Source organism: Micrococcus sp. 63XJN7_6_ISO-PGPR-S23-444, from assembly GCF_058072765.1.
Genome location: NZ_CM176516.1, coordinates 1,499,750 through 1,519,752, shown reverse-complemented (window position 1 = coordinate 1,519,752; position 20,003 = coordinate 1,499,750). Strand labels below are relative to the sequence as shown.

Sequence of the window (20,003 nt, the reverse complement as noted above, 5' to 3'; positions counted from 1 at the left end):
ATGACCTCCCGTGCACCCGCCCCGGCCGCCCGCGTCCTGCTCACGGGCTTCGAGCCCTTCGGCGGCGATGTCCACAACCCGTCGATCGCCGCCGCGCGGGACGCCGTGGGCATCCTGGCGGACCGGGGTGTGACGGCCGAGGCGGTCGAGCTGCCGTGCGCGTTCGGCGCGGCCGGGCCGGCCCTGACCGCGGCCCTCGACCGGGTCCGGCCGGAGGTGGCGATCGCCGTCGGGCTGGCTGGCGGCACGGCGACGGTCCGGGTCGAACGGGTGGCCGTGAACCTGCAGGACGCCCGGATCCCGGACAACGCGGGGGAGCAGCCCGTGGACCGGCCCGTGCGCGCCGACGGTCCCGCGGCCCTGTTCGCCACCCTGCCCGCCAAGCGTGCCGTCGCCGCGATCCGGGAGGCCGGCGTCGCCGCGGAGCCGTCCCTGTCCGCGGGCGCGTTCGTGTGCAACCACGTCATGTACTCGCTCCTCGACGGCCCCGGTACCGCCCGGGCCGCCGGCTTCATCCACGTGCCGTGGGACACCGAGCACCGCCCGACGCCGGACACCCCGGCCCTGCCCGCGGCCGACCTGGCGCGCGCGGTGGCCGAGGCCGCCCTGACGGCGCTGGCCGGCGGCCCCGACCTCGACGTCCCCGGCGGCACCCTGCACTGACCTCCCCGGACCCCGGGTCCGTGTCGGCGCGATCGCCCGTGCCCGTCAGCGGCGGCGCCGCAGGCCGCGGACCACGGGCCGCTCGATGTAGCCGCCCAGGGCCAGGCTCGCGCGTCGTTCGAAGACGTTGCGCGAGGCCGGATCCCCGGTCCGCCACATCGACCACGCCGCCGCCAGCGCGTACGCCGGCAGGAAGGGCAGACCCAGCAGGAGGGCGTACTGGTCCGCATGGCCGGCCTCGTGCCGCCACAGCGCGGGCGTCATGCGCAGGCCGGGGCGGGTGAACACGACGTCGCCGACCGTGAACGCGGCCCCGCCCGGGAACCGGTGCGTCCAGCCGTGGGCCTCGATCAGCCCGTGCGGTCCGGGCCGCAGCGCGCAGCCGGCGACGACGGCGCCCACCAGCCCCAGCGGCGTCGCCAGGTTCAGCAGGTTCCACAGCCCGCGCGCCCGCACGTGCGCCGGAGGCGACGGCCGGGAGGGGGCCGCGGTCATGGCTGTGCCGCAGGATCGGCGTCCCCGGCGGGGGACCCGGACGCGGGGACGTCGAAGTAGAGCGGGGCATGGGCGGCGCAGCCCGGGTTGAACGGCGCCCCGCAGGCCGGGCACGCAGGATCAGCGGTGGCCTCGAGGGCGAGGTAGGCAGTCACGCTCAGCTCGGTGCGGCACACCCCGCACAGCACGTGCGGCCGGTCGAAGTCGCCGGCCGGCACCGGCACGGCCGGGTGGTCGGCGAGCTCCGCGTGGCAGCGGTGGCAGGACCAGTACGCGGGGCAGCAGGCGAAGCGCAGGGCGACGACGTCCCGCGCCGTGGCGTAATGGGCGCAGCGGGTCTGCGCGTCCAGGCCCACGCCCCGCAGCAGCGGGTCGGTGCCGTCGAGGGAGTCCGGGGCGGTCATGCGCCTCAGCCTAGGCCGGGCGCGTCCGGGGCGGACACTAGACTGACGGGCGTCCCACCGTCCCCCATGCGAAGGTCGTTGCCCTGATGACACCCAGCCCCGAGACCGGCGCGGAGCCCACCGCGCCCGTGGCGGAGATCTCCCCCGTGGACGCGGAGGCGGTGGAGGCCGCCGTGCAGGCCGCGCTCGCCGCGTACGAGGCCGCGGCCGACCTCGATGAGCTCAAGGCCGCCCGCCTGGCCCACACCGGCGACCGGGCCCCCCTGACTCTCGCGAACAAGGCGATCGGCGCTCTGCCCAAGGAGCGCAAGGCGGAGGCCGGCAAGCTCATGGGCGCCGCACGCGGCCGCCTGGGCAAGGCCCTGGCCGCCCGCACCGAGGTGCTCGAGGCGGAGCAGGCCGCGCGGATCCTGCGCGAGGAGACGGTGGACGTGACCACCGCGGTCCGTCGCCGCCGCGTCGGCGCCCGTCACCCGCTCTCGCTGACGATGGACCGCGTCTCGGAGATCTTCGTCGGCATGGGCTGGGAGATCGCGGAGGGCCCCGAGCTCGAGTCCGAGTGGTTCAACTTCGACTCCCTCAACTTCGCGCCGGATCATCCGGCCCGCGAGATGCAGGACACCTTCTTCGTGGACCCGGCCGAGGCCCACCTGCTGCTGCGCACCCACACCTCTCCGGTGCAGATGCGCTCCCTGCTCGAGCGGGGAGCCCCCACCTACGTGCTGTGCCCGGGCCGCACGTTCCGCACGGACGAGCTGGACGCCACGCACACCCCGGTGTTCCACCAGTTCGAGGGCCTGGCCGTGGACAAGGGCCTGACCATGGCCCACCTGCGCGGCACCCTCGAGTACTTCGCCCGCCAGATGTTCGGGGCGGAGGCGGCCATCCGCCTGCGCCCGAACTTCTTCCCGTTCACCGAGCCCAGCGCCGAGCTGGACATCTGGCACCCCGGCGCCAAGGGCGGGCCCCGCTGGATCGAGTGGGGCGGCTGCGGCATGGTGCACCCGAACGTGCTGCGCGCCGCGGGCCTGGACCCGGAGGAGTACTCCGGGTTCGCGTTCGGCATGGGCGTGGAGCGCACGCTCATGTTCCGCAACGAGGTCCCGGACATGCACGACATGATCGAGGGCGACGTGCGCTTCTCCCAGCACTTCGGAATGGAGGTCTGATCCATGCGCATCCCCCTGGACTGGCTGCGGGAGTTCGTCCCCGTGCCCGCGGAGCACCGTGCCGAGGACGTGATGGCCGACCTCGTCCGCGTCGGCCTCGAGGAGGAGGACGTCCACCGTCCGGCTGCCGAGCTGCAGGGCCCGATCGTCGTCGGGCAGGTGCTCTCCAAGGAGCCCGAGCCGCAGAAGAACGGCAAGACCATCAACTGGTGCTCCGTGCGCGTGGTGCCCGAGGGCGCCGCACAGCCGCTCACCGGCGAGGGGATCGAGCCCTCCGGCGTGCAGGGCATCGTGTGCGGCGCCCACAACTTCGAGGTCGGGGACAAGGTCGTCGTGGCCCTGCCCGGCGCGGTGCTGCCCGGCGACTTCCGCATCAGCCCCCGCAAGACCTACGGCCACGTCTCGGCCGGCATGATCGCCTCCAGCACGGAGCTGGGCATGGGCGACGACGGCACGGACGGGATCATCGTGCTCGGCGACCTCGGGCTCGACCCCGAGCCGGGCACCGACGCCCGGGACGTCCTGGACCTGCACGGCGAGGCCGCCGAGATCAACGTGACGCCCGACCGCGGCTACGCGTTCTCGATGCGCGGCGTCGCGCGCGAGTACGCGCACGCCACCGGCGTGCCCTTCACGGACCCGGCCGCCGCCGTCCACCCGCCCGCGGCCGACGACGCCGGCCCGGCCGTCCGCATCGACGACGACGCGCCGATCCACGGCGAGCCCGGGGCCACCCGGTTCGTGGCCCGCACGGTCTCCGGCGTGGACGCGACCCGCCCGACCCCGCCGTGGCTGGCCGCGCGCCTGCGCCTGGCCGGCATCCGCACCATCTCCCTGCCGGTGGACATCTCCAACTACGTCATGTGGGAGCTGGGCCAGCCCCTGCACTTCTACGACGCGGACACGCTCTCCGGTGAGATCGTGGTGCGTCGCGCGCGGGCCGGAGAGACCCTGACCACCCTCGACGGCAAGGAGCGCGAGCTCGACCCCGAGGACCTGCTCATCACGGACGACTCCGGCCCCATCGGCCTGGCGGGCGTCATGGGCGGGGCCGCCACCGAGGTCACGGACGCCACCACCACGATCGTGGTCGAGTCCGCGAACTTCGACCCGGTGTCGATCGCCCGTACGCGGCGCCGGCACCGCCTGCCCTCGGAGGCGTCGAAGCGCAACGAGCGCGGCGTCGACTGGGAGGTCGCCGACGAGGCGGCCGAGCGGGCCGTGCAGCTGCTCGTCGAGCTCGCCGGCGGCACCGCCGAGCCCGGCGTCACCGACGTCGGGACGCGGCCGGAGCCGGCCGTCGTCGAGATGGCCGCCGACTTCCCCTCCGCCCTGGTGGGCGTGGCGTACACGACCGACGAGGTCGTGGAGACGCTGCGCGCCCTGGGCGCCGAGGTGGCCGTGACCGAGGCCGCCGACGGCGCCGCCCCGCGGCTGACCGTGACCGCCCCGTCGTGGCGCACGGACCTGCGCATCCCCGAGGACCTCGCCGAGGAGGTCGCGCGCCTGCGCGGCTACGACGCGATCCCCTCCGTGGTGCCCGTGGCCCCGCCGGGCCGCGGCTTCACCCGCCGCCAGGCCCAGCGTCGCCGCGTGTCGGCCGCGCTCGCGGCCGCGGGACTCACCGAGGTGCTGGCCTACCCGTTCGTCTCCGAGGAGCAGAACCGGCGTTTCGGGGCGGACTCGGACGCGCAGGGCCAGGCCCTGGCGATGGTGGCCCTGGCCAATCCGATCGCCTCCCAGTACCGGTACCTGCGCCTGTCGCTGCTGCCGGGCCTCGTCGAGACCGCGCGCCGCAACCTCGGACGCGGCTTCCGCGATCTGGCGCTGTACGAGATGGGGCTGGTCTTCCTGCCCGGCGCGCAGCTGGGCTCGGCGACGATCCCCCCGCGCGCGGTCCACCCCTCCGCCGAGGTCCTCGCCGACCTCGAGGCCGGCATCCCCGCTCAGCCGTGGCACGTGGCCGGTCTGTACGCCGGGCACGACTCGGCGCCCGGGCCGGACCACGACCCCCGCCCGGTGGACTGGCAGGACGCGATCGCCGGGGCCCTCGACGTGGCCGACGTCCTCGGCGTCGAGCTGACCGTCCGGCAGGGCCGGCACCACGCGTTCCACCCGGGCCGGGTGGCCGAGCTCGTCGTCGTGACCGAGCACGGGGACCGGGTGGTGGGCGTCGCCGGCGAGCTGCACCCGCAGTGGCTCGAGGCCGAGGACCTGCCCGCCCGCACGAGCGTGTGGGAGCTGGACCTGGACGCGCTGTGCGCCGCGGCCCCCGAGATCGTGGTCGCCGCACCGCTGTCCACGTTCCCCGTGAGCACGCAGGACGTGGCGCTCGTGGTGGACGAGGCCGTCGTGGCCGGGGACGTGCGCGCGACCCTCGCCGAGGGTGCCGGGGAGCTGCTCGAGGCCGTCGAGCTGTTCGACGTCTACCGGGGCGCGGGCGTGCCGGAGGGGCGGAAGTCCCTCGCGTTCTCCCTGCGCTTCCGCGCCCCTGACCGCACGCTCACCGCGGAGGAGGTCTCCGAGGCCCGCGCCGCGGCCACCGCGCTCGCGGCGCAGCGGCACGGGGCGGTCCAGCGCTGACCGTGTCCGTCGCGACCGGCCCGTGGGGCCTGACCTCGGCCGTCCCCGCCTCGGCGGGGGCGGCCGACGCCGTCTCCGCGCTGCTCGGTCAGGTGCGCACCGCCCTGACGGCGGCCTGGGGCGTGCCGGTGGGGCCGCTCGGGCTCCGGCACGCCTGCCCGCGCTGCGGCTCGGCCGCGCACGGCGTCCCCGCGCTGACCGGCCTGCCCCCCGGCCGGGTCGCCCTCGTCTCGTTCACGCGCGTCCGGATGCCCGGCACTGAGGACCGGGCTCGGATCGGGGCGTGGTGGGCGCCGGCACGGCCCGCCGACGGGCTCGGCCTCGGGGTGGACGTCGAGCGGGCGGACGCCGCGGCCTTCGCGGACGAGGACGGCCTGGGCGGGGTGGGCTTCTCGACGGCGGAGCGCGCCCGGGTGCGGGAGCTTCCCGCCCCCGAGAGGCCCGCCGCGCGGGCCCGGCTGTGGACGCGGAAGGAGGCGCTCGTGAAGGCCGCCGGCACCGGCTTCACGGGCGACCCCGCCGCCGTCGACGCACTGACCGTGCCGGCCGACGTCGTGCTGGTGGACCTCACCGACCGGCTGCCGGGCGGTCTCCTCGGGGCGCTGGCGCTGCGGGGCCGCTGAGTCGACCGCGCGGGCGCCTCAGCCCGGGAACGGCGGCAGCTCGGGCCGCAGCGTCCACGCGTCGAAGAGCTCGTCCACCTGCGCTCGGCTCACCCCGGCGTGCGGGGCCCACGCGTGCACGTGCGTGCGCAGCCCCAGGGAGTCGACGGTGCCGAACCGGTGCTCCCGCACCCAGGCGCGCAGCATGGAGCCGAAGAGGTCCGTGCCCAGCAGGTGCCGCAGCGCCTCCACGGTGAGCGCGCCGCGCTTGTACACCCAGTCCTCGAACATCTCCTCCGGCCCGGGCTCGGCCAGCGCCTGCTCCACCGGGTGCGCGGCCAGCTTCTGCCAGGCCCGCCGCGCCATCGAGGTGATGCTGGACCGCCCCGAGGCCTCGGCCCACAGCCACTCGGACCAGCAGGCGAAGCCCTCGTGCAGCCACAGGTCGGACCAGCGGCCCAGGGTCACGGCGTTGCCGAACCACTGGTGGGACATCTCGTGGGCGATCAGCCGCTCGGACTCCCACGAGCCGTCCAGGTGGTTGGTGCCGAACAGCGACATGCTCGCGGCCTCGAGCGGGATCTCGAGCTCCTCGTCGGCCACGACCGCGGTGTAGTCCTCGAATGGGTATGGCCCGTAGGCGTCGATGAACGTGGCCATCATGGCCGGCTGGGGGGCAAGGGCCCGGAGGGCCCGCTGCTCGGTCCGCGGGGAGACCACGAGGCGCAGCGGCGGCAGGCCCTCGGCGGGAGGGGCGGCGTCCACGAGCCGGTAGCGGCCGATCTGCACGCTGAGCAGGTAGGCGGGCACGGGCTGGTCGAGCCGCCACCGCCACGTGACCCGCGAGCCGCGCGTGCGCACGGGCGCGCCCACGCCGTTGGCGACGGGCAGGTAGCCCGCGTCGCAGGTGAGGGTGATCTCCGCCGTCGAGCGGGAGGTGGGGGAGTCCACGCACGGCAGCCACGTGGAGGCGCCGTGGGGCTGCCCGGCCACGAGCACGCCGTCCGTGAGCTCCTCCCAGCCGATCGTGCCCCACGGGCTGCGCCGCAGCGTGGGCGTGCCCGCGTAGACCACGGTCAGCTCCACGAGCGTGCCCTCCGGCCGGCTCTCGTCCAGGTCGACGACGAGGCGGCTCGGGGCGCGGCCCGGCTGGGTGAACGAGGAGGCGACGGCGCGGCCGTCGACGACGGCGTCCACCCGGGACACGCGCAGCCGGTACAGGTCCAGCTCGATGCGGCGGCTCTGCTTCGTCAGGCGCACGCGCAGGACGGCGGTGCCGGAGACCCGGTTCGCGGCCAGGCGCACGTCGAGGTCCAGTGCGATGTGCTCGACGGTGGCGGCGTCGGTGCCGACGCCCGGGACGTAGGGATCGGTGCTCATGCTTCCTCTCGGGAGGGGGTGGCCGCGGCGGCGGGGTCGCCGTCGGGACGACGCCACGGGGAGACCGGGTTGCCGAGCCACCACGTGCCGGCGGGCAGCTCCTCGCCGCGCATCACGAGGGACCCGGCACCGACGGTGGTGCCGCGGCCCAGGCGGGCGGCGGGCAGCACCACGGAGTGGGGGCCGAGGGTGGCGCCGTCCTCCAGGACGACGGCGTCCAGGGACATCACGCGGTCGTGGAACAGGTGGGTCTGGACGACGCAGCCGCGGTTCACGGTGGCGCCGTCGCCGAGCTCCACGAGGTCGGCCTCGGGCAGCCAGTAGGACTCGACCCAGGCGCCGTGGCCGATGCGGGCGCCCATCGCGCGCAGGAACCAGACCAGGGCGGGGGTGCCGGCCGCGGCCCGGCTGAACCACGGGGCGGCGAGGAACTCGGTGAAGGTGTCCGCGACCTCGTTGCGCCAGATGAACGAGGACCACAGCGGGTGCTCGCCCGCGCGGATCCGGCCGACGAAGACCCGCTTGGCGAGCACGGTCAGGCTCGCCGCGACCGCGCCGGCCGCGAGCAGGACGACGCCGCCCAGGACGAAGGCCAGCGCCCACGTGCCGACCGCGATGAGGGCGGCCAGCGTCGCGCCGACGGCGAGGGACAGGGCCACGTGCAGCCACACCGGGATCGCGCGCAGCAGCTCCCAGGCGGTGCGGGCGGCCTTGAGTCGGGCCGGCGGGTCGTAGGTGAGGGCGGCGTCTGCGGTGACCTCGTTGCGGCGCAGGCGCACGGGCGGGGAGCCCATCCAGGACGTGCCCGCCTTGGTCTTGGCCGGGGTGGTGGACAGCACCGCCACGAGCGAGTCGCGGCGCAGGGTGCGGCCGCCGGGCACCATGCCGGAGTTGCCCACGAACGAGCGCTTGCCGACCTTCGCGGGGGCCACGTGCATCCACCCGCCGTCGAGGGAGTAGGAGGAGACCATCGTGTCGTCGGCGAGGAACGCGCCGTCGCCCACGCGGGTCATGCAGGGCAGGAGCACCACGGTGGAGGCCTCGACGCCGCGGCCCACCTCGGCGCCCAGCAGGCGCAGCCACGTCGGCGTGAAGCGGGAGGCGTAGATCGGGAACAGCTGGTCGCGGGCGGCGTCGAGGACGCGCTCGGTGGCCCACACCTGCCAGCCGACCCGGGAGCGCACGGGGTGGTGCCCCTCCGTGATGCCGAGCGCGAGCAGGCGCACGGTGACGAGCACGAGCAGCATCTGGGTCAGGAACCAGACGCCGGCCACCAGGGGGCTTGCGGCCAGCAGGCGCGCCGCGGTGGTCCCGACGGCGGCCAGCGGTCCCGCCTCCGGGGCCGGCGGCCACCAGGTCAGCGACCACGCGGCCACCGCGGCCGCCGCGGCGGCGGAGACGAGCGGCAGGAGGGAGATGAGGGTCGAGAGGACGGTCGCCATCAGGCGCCAGCCCGGGGTCTCCCGCGGCGCCTCGGCGGGGCCGCGGGACTTCACCTTGCCCACCTTGACGGCGGGGGAGCCGGCGTGGCGCTGGCCGCCGCGCACCCGCCCGGCGACGGTGGACCCGGCCTCGACGTGCGCCCCGGCGCCGACCTGGGCGCCCGGCAGGAGCGTGGAGCGGGCGCCCACGACGGCGTCCGCGCCGATGCGCACCTCGCCGAGCCGGACGACGTCGCCGTCGACCCAGTAGCCGGACAGGTCCACCTCAGGCTCGATCGCGGCGCCCTCCTCGACCGTGAGCATGCCGGTGACCGGTGGCACGGTGTGCATGTCCACGTCCTTGCCGATCCGGTTGCCCAGCAGTCGCGCGTAGGCGGGCACCCACGTGGCGCCGGCCAGCGAGTAGGGGTCCACGAGGTCGCTGATCTGCTGGGCGAGCCACAGGCGCAGGTGGACGCGGCCACCGCGCGGGTAGGACCCGGGGCTCACGCCGCGCAGCAGCAGCCGGGCCGTCGCGGCGGTGAGCAGCATGCGGCCGGGCACGGTCACCACCAGCAGACCGGCCACGATCAGCACCCACCACGGCACGGTGGGCAGCCCGGGCGCGAGCCCGGAGAGCGTCAGCAGGTTCAGGGCCAGGCCGGTCCACACGCCCAGGCGCAGGGCGGGCAGGACGAACACGGGCAGTCCCACGAGGGTCTGGACCCACTGGGTGCGGTGGCGGGTGCGGTCGACGTGCCGGTCGTGCACCTCGATGCCGCGGGGGCCGTCGTCGCCCACGACGGCGGCCACGAGGGCCCCGGCGGTGGGGTTGCGGTAGACGTCCTGGACGGTCACGGCCGGGTGGCGCAGGCGCAGGCGGGCCACGAGCTGGGCAGCGGCGAGCGAGCCGCCGCCGGCCTCGAAGAAGTCGGTGTCGGCGTCCTTGGGGGGCGCGCCGAGCACGTCCGCCCACTGGCGCAGCACCCAGCCGTCGGCGGTGTCCTCGTTCGGCTGGGGCGCGTCCTCGTCCACCTCGGCGCCGGGCAGGGGCCACGGCAGCGCGTGGCGGTCCACCTTGCCGGAGGTCTTCGTGGGCAGGGAGTCCACGACGGCCAGCCGGGGCACGAGTGCGGCCGGCAGCTCCGCCGCGAGGTGCTCGCGGGCCATGTGCAGGTCGAGCTCGGCCTCGGGGTCCGCGGGGACGAGGTAGCCGACGAGGATCTGGTGGCCCGCCGGGGTGGTCTGCACGGCCGCGGCGCCGCCGTGGACGCCGGGCAGGGCCTGGAGGGCCGCGTCCACCTCGCCGAGCTCGATGCGGCGGCCGCCGAGCTTCACCTGGTCGTCGGCGCGGCCGACGAACAGCAGGCCCTCCGGCTCGAAGACCACGAGGTCACCGGAGCGGTAGGCACGCTCCCAGCCGAGGGAGGGCATGGGGGCGTACTTCTCGGCGTCCTTGGCCGGGTCGAGGTAGCGGGCCAGGCCGACGCCGCCGATGATCAGCTCGCCCGTCTCGCCCTCGGCCACGGGCAGCGTGGTCTGCGGGTCGACGACGGCCAGGTCCCAGCCGTCCAGGGGCAGGCCGATGCGGACCGGGCCGAGACCCGTGAGCGGGGCCGCGCACGCGACGACGGTGGCCTCCGTGGGGCCGTAGGTGTTCCAGACCTCGCGGCCGTCCTCCGCCAGGCGCGCGGCGAGCTCGGGCGGGCAGGCCTCGCCGCCGAAGATCAGCAGCCGGACGTTGTCCATGGCCTCGGTGGGCCACATCGCGGCGAGGGTCGGCACGGTGGACACGGCGGTGATGCGCCGCTCGGCGAGCCACGGGCCGAGGTCCATGCCGGAGCGCACGAGCGAGCGGGGGGCCGGGACCAGGCACGCACCGTGACGCCAGGCGAGCCACATCTCCTCGCACGAGGCGTCGAACGCGACGGACAGTCCCGCCAGCACGCGGTCGCCCGGGGCGAGCGGATCGTCCGCCAGGAAGATCCGCGCCTCGGCGTCCACGAAGGCCGCGGCCGAGCGGTGGCTCACCGCCACGCCCTTGGGGGTGCCCGTCGAGCCAGAGGTGAAGATGATCCACGCGTCGTCCTCGAGCCCGGGGGCGCGGGCCTCCGCGGCCGGGTCCGCGGTGTGCTCGGGGTGCGGGGCGTAGACCCGCTCGTCGGTGAGGACGCCGGCCACCTTCGCCTCGCCGAACACGAGGCGGGCGCGCTCCTCCGGATCGTCCGCGTCCACGGGGACGTAGGCCGCGCCGGCGGCGAGCACGCCGAGGATCGAGACGTACAGCGCGGCCGTGCCCGAGGCGATCCGCACGCCGACCCGGTCTCCCGCCCGCACGCCGGCGGCCCACAGGTGGCGGGCGGTCTCGTCGACGCGCTCCCGCAGCTCCGCGTACGTCAGCGGCTCGACGCCGTCGTCCAGGGCGGTCGCGTCCGGGTGCTCGCGCGCCGTGGCGTCGAAGAGCTCCACGAGCGTCCGGGCGGGCGGGGTGCGCTCGGAGCCGGGCAACTGCGGCCGATGCGGCGCGCCCGCGGGGTCGAGGGGGACGGAGGGCGGGGTGGGCGCGGCGGACGAAAGGGACACAGGGGCCTCCGGGGGTGTGAGCGGCAAACCGAGGGTCGGACGCGGACCAGGCCGCAGCGGGACATTCTATGCCCCGCCCGCGGCCGCGCGGGGCGCCTGGAAGGCACCGGGCGGGTCCGGCTCAGGACAGGGTGAGCAGCACCTTGCCCGTCGTCGACCGGGACTCGAGTGCGGCGTGCGCGGCGGCCGCGTCCGCCAGCGGGAAGCGCTCGCCGATCCGTACGTCGAGCTCGCCGGAGGCCCACGCCCCGAACACCTCTCCACCACGCCAGCGGGTCTCCTCGCCCGTGCGCGTGTAGTGCACCAGCGAGGGCCGGGTGACGTACAGCGAGCCGGCCGCGTTGAGCCGCTGCAGGTCGAAGGGGGGCACCTGCCCGGAGGCCCCGCCGAAGAGCACGAGTGTGCCGCGCACGCGCAGCACCTCGAGCGAGGTGTCGAAGGTGTCCTTCCCCACGCCGTCGTACACGACGTGCGCGCCCTCGCCGTCGGTCAGCTCGGCCACCGTGGCGGCGAGGTCCGGGTAGTCCACCGCGGCGACGGCGCCCGCGCCCCGGGACAGCTCCCGCTTCTCCTCCGTGGACGCCGTGGTGACCACGCGGGCGCCGCGGGCCGTCGCGAGCTGGGTGAGCAGGAGCCCCACGCCGCCGGCACCGGCCGTCACGACCACCGTGTGGCCCTCCTCCACCGGGAAGGTGGACCGGCAGAGGTAGTGGGCCGTCATGCCCTGCAGCGGAAGGGCGGCGGCCTCGGCCAGGTCGATGCCCTCCGGGACGGCGAGGAGACGATCCGCGGGGGCGGTGAAGTGCTCGGCGTACGCACCGGTGGCCGTCGCGGTGGCGACACGGGCCCCCAGGAGCGCGGCGTCCACGCCCTCGCCGAGCGCGACGACCTCGCCGGAGCCCTCCGTGCCGGGGGTGAAGGGCAGGTCCATCGCGTAGGTCCCGGAGCGCTGGTACGTCTCGATGAAGTTCAGGCCCGCCGCGGCGGTCCGCACCAGCACGTGCCCCGGTGCGGGAGAGGGCACCTCCGTCTCGGTCCACTGCAGGACCTCGGGGCCGCCCGTGGCGGACACGACGACGGCGTGGTGGGTGCGGGGGACGGCGGGGGTGTTCGCAGTGGTCATGGCCCCACTCTAGGAGCGGGCCCGGACATCCGGCCCGTCCCGGGGGACCCGAGGCACCGCATAGATATTCCGTGCAACGCATATCTACGCTAGGATGGGGCCATGACCCACACCGTCGCCGTCTCCGGAGCCAGCGGCTACGCCGGGGGAGAGGCCCTGCGCCTGCTCGCCGGCCACCCGTCCGTCACCGTCGGAGCCATCACGGCCCACTCGAACGCGGGGGAGCGCCTCGGCGCCCTCCAGCCGCACCTGCACGCCCTGGCGGACCGCGTCCTCGCCGAGACCACCGCGGACGTCCTCGCCGGTCACGACGTCGTGATCCTCGCGCTGCCCCACGGGGCCTCCGGGGCGCTGGCGGCCGAGATCGCAGAGCGATCCCCGGACACCCTGGTGATCGACGCGGGCGCCGACCACCGCCTCGAGTCCGCCGCAGACTGGGAGGCCTTCTACGGCACCGCGCACGCCGGGACCTGGCCCTACGGCCTGCCCGAGCTGCCCGGTCAGCGTGAGCGACTCGCCGGCACCCGCCGCATCGCCGTCCCCGGGTGCTACCCGACCACCTCGATCCTCGCCCTCGCGCCCGGCTTCGCCGCGGGGCTGCTCGAGCCGCAGGACGTGGTGATCGTCGCCGCCTCGGGCACCTCCGGGGCGGGCAAGGCGCTCAAGCCGCACCTGCTCGGCGCCGAGGTCATGGGCGGGATGAGCCCGTACGGCGTCGGTGGCGGGCACCGGCACACCCCGGAGATCGAGCAGGGCCTGGCCCAGGCGGCCGGCGAGCCGGTCCGCGTCTCCTTCACGCCCACGCTCGCGCCGATGCCGCGCGGCATCCTCGCGACGGCCACGGCGCGGCTGCGCCCCGGCGTCGCCGCCGCGGACGTGCGCGCGGCATGGGCCGCGGCCTACGGCGGCGAACGCTTCGTGCACCTGCTGCCCGAGGGGCAGTGGCCGACGACGAAGGCGGTCCTCGGCTCCAACCACGTGCAGCTGCAGCTCGCCGTGGATGAGCGTGCCGGCCGCGTGATCGTCTGCGCGGTGCTCGACAACCTCACCAAGGGCACGGCCGGCGGCGCCGTGCAGTCCATGAACATCGCCCTGGGCCTGCCGGAGCAGGCGGGGCTCGAGCAGCAGGGGGTCGCGCCGTGAGCGTCACCGCAGCACAGGGGTTCCGGGCGGCCGGCGTCACCGCGGGGCTGAAGGCCTCGGGCACGCCCGACGTCGCCGTCGTCGTCAACGAGGGCCCGCGCGACGCGGCGGCCGCCGTCCTCACCGAGAACCGGGTGGCGGCCGCCCCCGTGGTCTGGACCCGCCGCGCCGTGCGGGACGGCCGCGCGACCGCGGTCGTCCTGAACTCCGGCGGGGCGAACGCGGCCACCGGCGCCGAGGGCCTCGCGGACGCCCGTCGCACCGCCGAGCACGCGGCCGCGGCCCTCGCGACCGCCGCCGACGACGTGCTCGTCTGCTCGACCGGCCTCATCGGCGAACGCCTGCCGATGGACACCCTCACCGCGGGCGTGGCCGAGGCGGTCGCCGCCCTGAGTCCGGACGGCGGCGAGGACGCCGCCGTCGCGATCAAGACCACGGACACCGTGGCCAAGACCGCCGTGGCCCGCGGCGCGGGCTTCACCGTGGGCGGCATGGCCAAGGGGGCGGGCATGCTGGCACCCGGCATGGCCACCATGCTCAGCGTCATCACCACGGACGCCGACGTCCCCGCCCCCGCCCTCGACGCGGCCCTGCGCGAGGCCGTGCGCGCCACCTTCAACCGGGTCGACTCGGACGGGTGCATGTCCACCAACGACACCGTGATCCTGCTGGCCTCGGGCGCGTCCGGGACCGCGCCCGAGCCCGAGGCGTTCGCCGCGGCCCTCCACGAGGTCTGCGCGGACCTGTCCCGCCAGCTCGTCGCCGACGCCGAGGGCGCCCGGCACGACATCGCCGTGCGCGTGGTCCACGCCGAGACCGAGGAGGCGGCCGAGGCCGTCGCGCGCGCCGTCGGCCGCTCCAACCTGTTCAAGACCGCGATCTTCGGCCAGGACCCGAACTGGGGACGCGTGATCGCCGCCGTCGGCACGGTCCCGGAGTCGGTCGCCGCCTTCGACCCGTACGCCCTCGACGTGCGCTTCAACGGCGTCCAGGTGTGCCGCGCCTCCGGTGTGGGGGAGGACCGCTCCCGCGTGGACCTGACGGCCCGCGAGGTGCTCGTCGAGGTCGACCTGCACGCCGGCGACGCCGAGGCCACGGTCTGGACCAACGACCTGACGCACGACTACGTCCACGAGAACTCCGCCTACTCCACGTGAGGACCCCCAGCATGAGCCCGCACATCGACCCGGCCACGGCGGCCACGCCTGTCCTGTCCACCGCGGACCGGCTCGACCGCGCCGAGTCCAAGGCGGAGGTCCTCGTCGAGGCCCTGCCCTGGATCCGGCGGTTCGCCGGAACCGTCATGGTCGTCAAGTACGGCGGCAACGCCATGGTGTCGGAGGAGCTGCGCCGGGCGTTCGCCGAGGACATCGTGTTCCTGCACCACGTGGGGGTCCACCCCGTGGTGGTGCACGGCGGCGGCCCGCAGATCAACGCGATGCTCGACCGCCTCGGCATCGCGTCCGAGTTCCGCGGCGGCCTGCGCGTGACCACCGAGGAGGCCATGGACGTGGTCCGCATGGTGCTCACGGGACAGGTGGGCCGCGAGCTGGTCGGCCTCGTGAACTCCCACGGCCCGTACGCCGTCGGCTTCTCCGGCGAGGACGCGGGGCTGCTGCGCGCCCGCCGCACGGGCGCCGTCGTGGACGGGCAGGAGGTGGACCTCGGCCTCGTGGGCGAGGTCACCGGCGTCGACCCGACCGCGATCCTCGACGTGATCGAGTCCGGGCGGATCCCCGTGGTCTCGTCGGTCGCCCCCGAGATCGACGACGACGGCCAGCCCACCGGGCAGGTCCTCAACGTCAATGCGGACACCGCCGCCGCGGCCCTGGCCGCCGCCCTCGGCGCCGCGAAGCTCGTGCTGCTCACCGACGTCGAGGGCCTCTACGCGGACTGGCCGGACCGGGACTCCCTCATCAGCTCGCTCACCGCCGCCCAGCTGCGTGCGCTGCTGCCCTCCCTGGCCTCCGGGATGATCCCGAAGATGGCCGCGTGCCTGGCGGCCGTCGACGCCGGCGTGCAGCGCGCCCACGTCGTGGACGGCCGCCGCCCCCACTCGATGCTGCTGGAGGTCTTCACCTCCGCGGGCGTCGGCACCCAGGTGGTGCCCGACGCCGAACCCACCGCCCCGACCACCCCCGAGGAGGACGCATGAGCACCGGCCAGTCCGCGCTGCTGGAGCGCTACCACGCCGCCCTGACCGGCGTCTTCGGCCGCCCCACCCGCGTGCTCGTGCGCGGCGAGGGGGTCCACGTGTGGGACGCCGACGGCCGGCGCTACACGGACCTGCTGGCCGGCATCGCCGTGAATGCGCTCGGCCACGGCCACCCGGCGCTGGTGCGGGCCGTGTCCGAGCAGATCGCCACGCTCGGCCACGTGTCCAACCTCTTCACCTCCGAGCCGCAGATCCGCCTGGCCGAGCGCCTGCTGGAGCTGGCCGGCGCGCCCGCGGGCTCCACCGTGTTCTTCGCGAACTCCGGCACGGAGGCTAACGAGGCCGCGTTCAAGCTCGCCCGCCGCCATGGTGCGGACGACCCGTCCGGCCGCCGGACGCGGGTGATCGCGCTCGAGCGGGCCTTCCACGGCCGCACGATGGGCGCCCTCGCGCTCACGCACAAGGAGGCCTACCGGGCGCCCTTCGAGCCGCTGCCCGGCGGCGTGGAGCACGTGCCGGGCGGGGACGCCGCGGCCCTGCGGGCGGCCCTGGCCCCGGACGACGACGGCGCCACCGTCGCCGCCGTCATCCTCGAGCCGGTCCAGGGCGAGGCCGGCGTGCACGGCTGGCCGGCCGGCTACCTGGCCGAGGTGCGGGCCGCGACCCGCGAGGCCGGCGCCCTGATGATCCTCGACGAGGTGCAGTCCGGCGTGGGACGCACCGGCACGTGGTTCGGCTTCCAGAACCCGGCCGTCACCGGGGCGGCCGAGCCGGTGGTGCCCGACGCCTTCACCCTGGCGAAGGGACTGGGCGGCGGCGTGCCGATCGGGGCGCTCGTGTGCGTCGGCCCCGCCGTCTCCGGGCTGCTCACCGCCGGCCAGCACGGCACCACGTTCGGCGGCAACCCCCTGGCCACCGCCGCGGGCCTGGCCGTGCTCCAGACCGTCGAGGACGAGGGCCTGCTCGGCCACGTCCGCGCCGCGGGCGAGGCCGTGGCCGCCCTGCTGGAGGACCTGCCCGAGGTGGCCGCGGTCCGCGGTCACGGCCTGTGGATCGGCGTCGACCTGGCCGACCCCGCGGGACCGGTCCCGGCCGGCGGGCTGGCCCCCGCCGTCGTCGCCGCCGGCCTCGAGGCGGGCTGGATCCTCAACGCCACCGGCCCGTCCACCCTGCGCCTGGCCCCGCCGCTCACCGTGCCCGTGGCCGAGCTCGAGCGCTTCGCCGCCGCCCTGCCCGGGCTCGTGGCCGCCGCCCTGACCCCCGCCGAAGGAGACCGCCCATGACCCCCGCTGCCGCCGTCCGCCACTTCCTGGTGGACACGGACCTCACCCCGGCCGAGCAGGCCGAGGTGCTCGACCTCGCCGCGCAGATGAAGGCCGACCGGTTCCGGCACCGCCCGCTGGCCGGGCCCCGGACCGGCATCGTGTTCTTCGACAAGACCTCCACGCGCACCCGCGTCTCGTTCGCGGCCGGCATCGCCGAGCTCGGCGGGACGCCGCTGATCGTGAACCCGGGGGAGTCGCAGCTGGGCCACAAGGAGTCCGTGGCGGACACGGCTCGCGTGCTGGAGCGGATGGTCGGCGTCATCGTCTGGCGCACGTTCGCCCAGGCCGGCCTCGAGGAGATGGCCGCCCATTCCTCGGTGCCCGTGGTCAACGCGCTCAGCGACGACTACCACCCCTGTCAGATCCTCGCCGACCTGCTGACGGTGCGCGAGCACCTCGGCGGCACGGCGGGCCGCACCCTGGCGTATCTGGGGGACGCGGCGAACAACATGGCCCACTCGTACCTGCTCGGCTGCGCGACGGCCGGCATGCACGTGCGGGTCGCCGGACCCGAGGGGCACCTGCCTGCCGAGGACGTCGTGGCCGCCGCCCGACAGCGGGCGGCGGAGACGGGCGGTTCCGTCCTCGTCACGACGGACGCGGCCGAGGCCCTGGCGGGCGCGGACGTCGTCGTGACCGACACGTGGGTGTCCATGGGCCAGGAGGAGGAGAAGGAGGCCCGCCTGGCGCTGTTCCGCGACTACCAGGTGGACGCCGCCGCGATGGCGCGGGCGGCCGACGACGCGATCTTCCTGCACTGCCTGCCCGCGTACCGGGGCTACGAGGTCACGGCCGAGGTGATCGACGGGCCGCGGTCCGTGGTGTTCGACGAGGCCGAGAACCGCCTGCACGCGCAGAAGGCGCTCATCGCCTGGCTGCTGTATCGCTCCGGCCTGGCCGAGGAGCCGCGCTGATGGCCGCCCCCACGACGAAGATCGCCCGTCAGGCCGCGATCCGGGAGATCCTGGCCACCCGGGGCATCCGCTCCCAGGCCGAACTCTCGGACGCCCTGGGCGATCGCGGGCTGTCCGTCACCCAGGGCACGCTCTCGCGGGACCTGGTGGACCTCGGCGCGGTGCGGACGCGCGGGCCGGCCGGCATGGTCTACGCCCTGCCGGCGGAGGGCGACGACGCCGCCGTGCCGGGCCGCGGCTCGGACGCGCAGCTGAATCGGCTGGCGAGCATGGCCCGCGAGCTGCTCGTCTCCGCCGAGCCCACGGCGAACCTCGTGGTCCTGCGCACGCCCCCGGGTGCGGCGCAGTTCCTGGCCAGCGTGATCGACCAGGCGCGCGTGGAGCACGTGATGGGCACGATCGCCGGCGACGACACCATCCTCCTCATCACCACGGGGACCACGTCCGCCCCGGCCGTCGCGGCCCACCTGCTGGGTCTGGCGGGCTAACCGACCCGTCCGGCCCCGCCCGCGCGGGTGACGGGCACCAGGCACGAGGAAGGCCCCCGCCGATGGCGGGGGCCTTCCTCGTGTGGCACCGGTCCGGGGGACCGGTCAGGCGTCTCAGGCCTGCGGCAGGACGAGCTCCTGGCCGACGTAGATCACGGCGGCGTCGGAGACGGCGCCCTTGTTGGCCTCGTAGAGGGCGGTCCAGCCACCCTCCACCTCGTACTCGTTGGCGAGCTTCCAGAGGGAGTCACCGGACTTGACGACGATGGTCTCGGCCTCGGCGACGACGGCCTGCTCCGCGGCAGCGGCCTTCTCAGCGGCGGCAGCCTTCTGAGCGGCGGCCTTCTCCGCGGCGGCGGCACGCTGGGCGGCAGCCTTGTCGGCGGCGGCCTGCTCGGCAGCAGCCTGCTTGGCGGCCCAGCGCTCGGCGGCGGCCTGGTCGGCAGCAGCCTGCTTGGCGGCCCAGCGCTCGGCGGCGGCCTGCTCGGCAGCAGCCTGCTTGGCGGCCCAGCGCTCGGCGGCGGCCTGGTCGGCAGCAGCCTGCTCAGCCGCGGCCTGGTCGGCAGCAGCCTGCTCAGCCGCAGCCTGGTCGGCAGCAGTCTCGTCCGCGGCGGACTGGCGCTGCACGGTGGCGGTGCGCTCCACGGCGACCGGGGCGGCGTCCACGTCGCCGGCGTCCGCGTCAGCCTGGGTCAGGCCCAGCTTCTGCGAGCACAGCGGCCAGGCGCCCCAGCCCTGCAGGTCCTGGAGGATCTCGGCGCGCTTGATCTGCTCGGCCTTCGAGGCCTGATGCGGGTAGCCCTCGCCGCCGACGGCCTGCCAGGAGGACAGGGTGAACTGCACGCCGCCGTAGAAGCCGTTGCCGGTGTTGATGTCCCAGGTGCCGCTGGACTCGCACTCGGCGAGGCGGTCCCAGGTGTCCACGGTGGCGGCCTGGGCCGGGGCGGAGAAGCCCACGGCGGCGGCGCCGGCGAGGGTCATGCCCGCGACGATCGAGGCGGTGGCACGGCGGGAGCGGGTGGCGGAAGTGGTGAAGAGAGTCATGGTGTCCATGGCGAGTCCTCGCTGATCGGCGGCCGAGGCGCACCGGGGTCGTCCTTCTCCTTGGTCGGGTCATGCCCTCCGTCGGTTCGAGACGACCCAGCAGCGGGCGACCGTCGGAGGGGGTTCGATGTCGTGGCCTCCCCGTCCCCGACCTCTCGGTCAGATCACGGTTCGATCACGAATCGGCTACGGAAGAGTCAACGACGGGAGCCCCCCTCGCGTCAAATCATGGGTCGACGGATTCTTGCCCGTCTGTCTGAAATTTGAGAACGGGTGACGAATCGATCCTTAGAGTCGTGGGCGCGTGGATGAAATGCACGCTACTGGTCGGATTTGCTGTCATGGTGTCTGATCCGCCGGTGTGGACAACCTCCGTCACAGGGGCATGGGCGAAGGTCACGATCGACGGCCGAGGCCGTGACCTGAGTCGCGTTCGACCCGGGATTCGAGGGCGGAGCGATGGTCGCCCGTGGCCGTCGCTGTCGGCGCAGAGGGGCTGCACAGGGGCCAT

16 protein-coding genes are annotated in these 20,003 nt (G+C 75.4%); 10 read left to right on the top strand and 6 right to left on the bottom strand.

Going from position 1 to position 20,003, the window contains the following annotated elements; translation table 11 throughout:
* Window positions 1-663, top strand: a complete 663-nt coding sequence (locus tag AC3RJ9_RS06900) for a pyroglutamyl-peptidase I (protein ID WP_060974027.1) — start codon at window positions 1-3, stop codon at window positions 661-663.
* Between the two features lie 45 nt (window positions 664-708).
* On the opposite strand, the gene AC3RJ9_RS06895 is transcribed toward AC3RJ9_RS06900, so the two are convergent.
* Together AC3RJ9_RS06895 and AC3RJ9_RS06890 are read right to left on the bottom strand one after the other, a co-directional pair.
* The gene (locus tag AC3RJ9_RS06895; protein ID WP_049147952.1) at window positions 709-1,158 is read right to left on the bottom strand and encodes a hypothetical protein; all 450 of its coding nucleotides are present in this window, start codon (window positions 1,156-1,158) and stop codon (window positions 709-711) included.
* A complete protein-coding gene (locus tag AC3RJ9_RS06890) occupies window positions 1,155-1,562 on the bottom strand; it encodes a CHY zinc finger protein (protein WP_061866991.1) in 408 nt (135 codons plus the stop codon). The genes AC3RJ9_RS06895 and AC3RJ9_RS06890 overlap by 4 nt, the downstream gene beginning before the upstream one ends.
* A gap of 86 nt (window positions 1,563-1,648) precedes the next feature.
* Here AC3RJ9_RS06890 and pheS point away from each other — a divergent pair, with 86 nt between their 5' ends.
* Genes pheS through AC3RJ9_RS06875 form a run of 3 tightly spaced genes read left to right on the top strand, consistent with a single transcriptional unit; the run spans window position 1,649 to window position 5,937 of the window.
* On the top strand, window positions 1,649-2,731 hold the full coding sequence (pheS, locus tag AC3RJ9_RS06885; protein WP_049147954.1) for a phenylalanine--tRNA ligase subunit alpha: 1,083 nt from the start codon (window positions 1,649-1,651) through the stop codon (window positions 2,729-2,731).
* Window positions 2,732-2,734: 3 nt separating this feature from the next.
* Window positions 2,735-5,314 carry a phenylalanine--tRNA ligase subunit beta gene (pheT, locus tag AC3RJ9_RS06880; RefSeq protein WP_123244352.1) on the top strand — a complete coding sequence of 860 codons (2,580 nt, stop codon included), beginning with the start codon at window positions 2,735-2,737 and terminating at the stop codon, window positions 5,312-5,314.
* 2 nt (window positions 5,315-5,316) lie between these two features.
* Window positions 5,317-5,937: a 4'-phosphopantetheinyl transferase family protein gene (locus tag AC3RJ9_RS06875; RefSeq protein WP_036337488.1), complete on the top strand. Its 621-nt coding sequence runs from the start codon at window positions 5,317-5,319 to the stop codon at window positions 5,935-5,937.
* An 18-nt stretch (window positions 5,938-5,955) separates the two neighbouring features.
* Here AC3RJ9_RS06875 and AC3RJ9_RS06870 read toward each other — a convergent pair whose 3' ends face one another.
* The 3 genes from AC3RJ9_RS06870 to AC3RJ9_RS06860 form a co-directional block, all read right to left on the bottom strand.
* The gene (locus tag AC3RJ9_RS06870; protein WP_036337490.1) at window positions 5,956-7,296 is read right to left on the bottom strand and encodes a M1 family metallopeptidase; all 1,341 of its coding nucleotides are present in this window, start codon (window positions 7,294-7,296) and stop codon (window positions 5,956-5,958) included.
* A complete protein-coding gene (locus tag AC3RJ9_RS06865) occupies window positions 7,293-11,300 on the bottom strand; it encodes a Pls/PosA family non-ribosomal peptide synthetase (RefSeq protein ID WP_041104187.1) in 4,008 nt (1,335 codons plus the stop codon). Before AC3RJ9_RS06865 ends, AC3RJ9_RS06870 begins: the two co-directional genes overlap by 4 nt.
* A 121-nt stretch (window positions 11,301-11,421) precedes the next feature.
* Window positions 11,422-12,423, bottom strand: a complete 1,002-nt coding sequence (locus AC3RJ9_RS06860; protein WP_036315656.1) for a quinone oxidoreductase family protein — start codon at window positions 12,421-12,423, stop codon at window positions 11,422-11,424.
* Window positions 12,424-12,525: 102 nt separating this feature from the next.
* On the opposite strand from AC3RJ9_RS06860, the gene argC reads away from it, so the two are divergent.
* The 6 genes from argC to argR are packed head-to-tail and all read left to right on the top strand — an operon-like array spanning window position 12,526 to window position 18,448.
* Window positions 12,526-13,566, top strand: coding sequence for an N-acetyl-gamma-glutamyl-phosphate reductase (gene argC / locus AC3RJ9_RS06855; RefSeq protein WP_123244382.1), 1,041 nt, complete (start codon window positions 12,526-12,528; stop codon window positions 13,564-13,566).
* Window positions 13,563-14,723, top strand: coding sequence for a bifunctional glutamate N-acetyltransferase/amino-acid acetyltransferase ArgJ (argJ, locus tag AC3RJ9_RS06850; RefSeq protein WP_123244381.1), 1,161 nt, complete (start codon window positions 13,563-13,565; stop codon window positions 14,721-14,723). Before argC ends, argJ begins: the two co-directional genes overlap by 4 nt.
* A gap of 11 nt (window positions 14,724-14,734) precedes the next feature.
* On the top strand, window positions 14,735-15,721 hold the full coding sequence (gene argB / locus AC3RJ9_RS06845; RefSeq protein ID WP_233569963.1) for an acetylglutamate kinase: 987 nt from the start codon (window positions 14,735-14,737) through the stop codon (window positions 15,719-15,721).
* Window positions 15,718-17,004 (top strand): acetylornithine transaminase, encoded by a 1,287-nt coding sequence (locus tag AC3RJ9_RS06840; protein WP_123244380.1) that lies wholly within the window; start codon window positions 15,718-15,720, stop codon window positions 17,002-17,004. Before argB ends, AC3RJ9_RS06840 begins: the two co-directional genes overlap by 4 nt.
* Window positions 17,001-17,960 (top strand): ornithine carbamoyltransferase, encoded by a 960-nt coding sequence (argF, locus tag AC3RJ9_RS06835; protein WP_123244379.1) that lies wholly within the window; start codon window positions 17,001-17,003, stop codon window positions 17,958-17,960. Before AC3RJ9_RS06840 ends, argF begins: the two co-directional genes overlap by 4 nt.
* Complete coding sequence (argR, locus tag AC3RJ9_RS06830; RefSeq protein WP_036337506.1) at window positions 17,960-18,448, top strand: arginine repressor; 489 nt, start codon at window positions 17,960-17,962, stop codon at window positions 18,446-18,448. The genes argF and argR overlap by 1 nt, the downstream gene beginning before the upstream one ends.
* A gap of 114 nt (window positions 18,449-18,562) precedes the next feature.
* On the opposite strand, the gene rpf is transcribed toward argR, so the two are convergent.
* The gene (gene rpf, locus AC3RJ9_RS06825) at window positions 18,563-19,501 is read right to left on the bottom strand and encodes a resuscitation-promoting factor Rpf (protein WP_123244378.1); all 939 of its coding nucleotides are present in this window, start codon (window positions 19,499-19,501) and stop codon (window positions 18,563-18,565) included.
* Window positions 19,502-20,003: the final 502 nt, after the last annotated feature.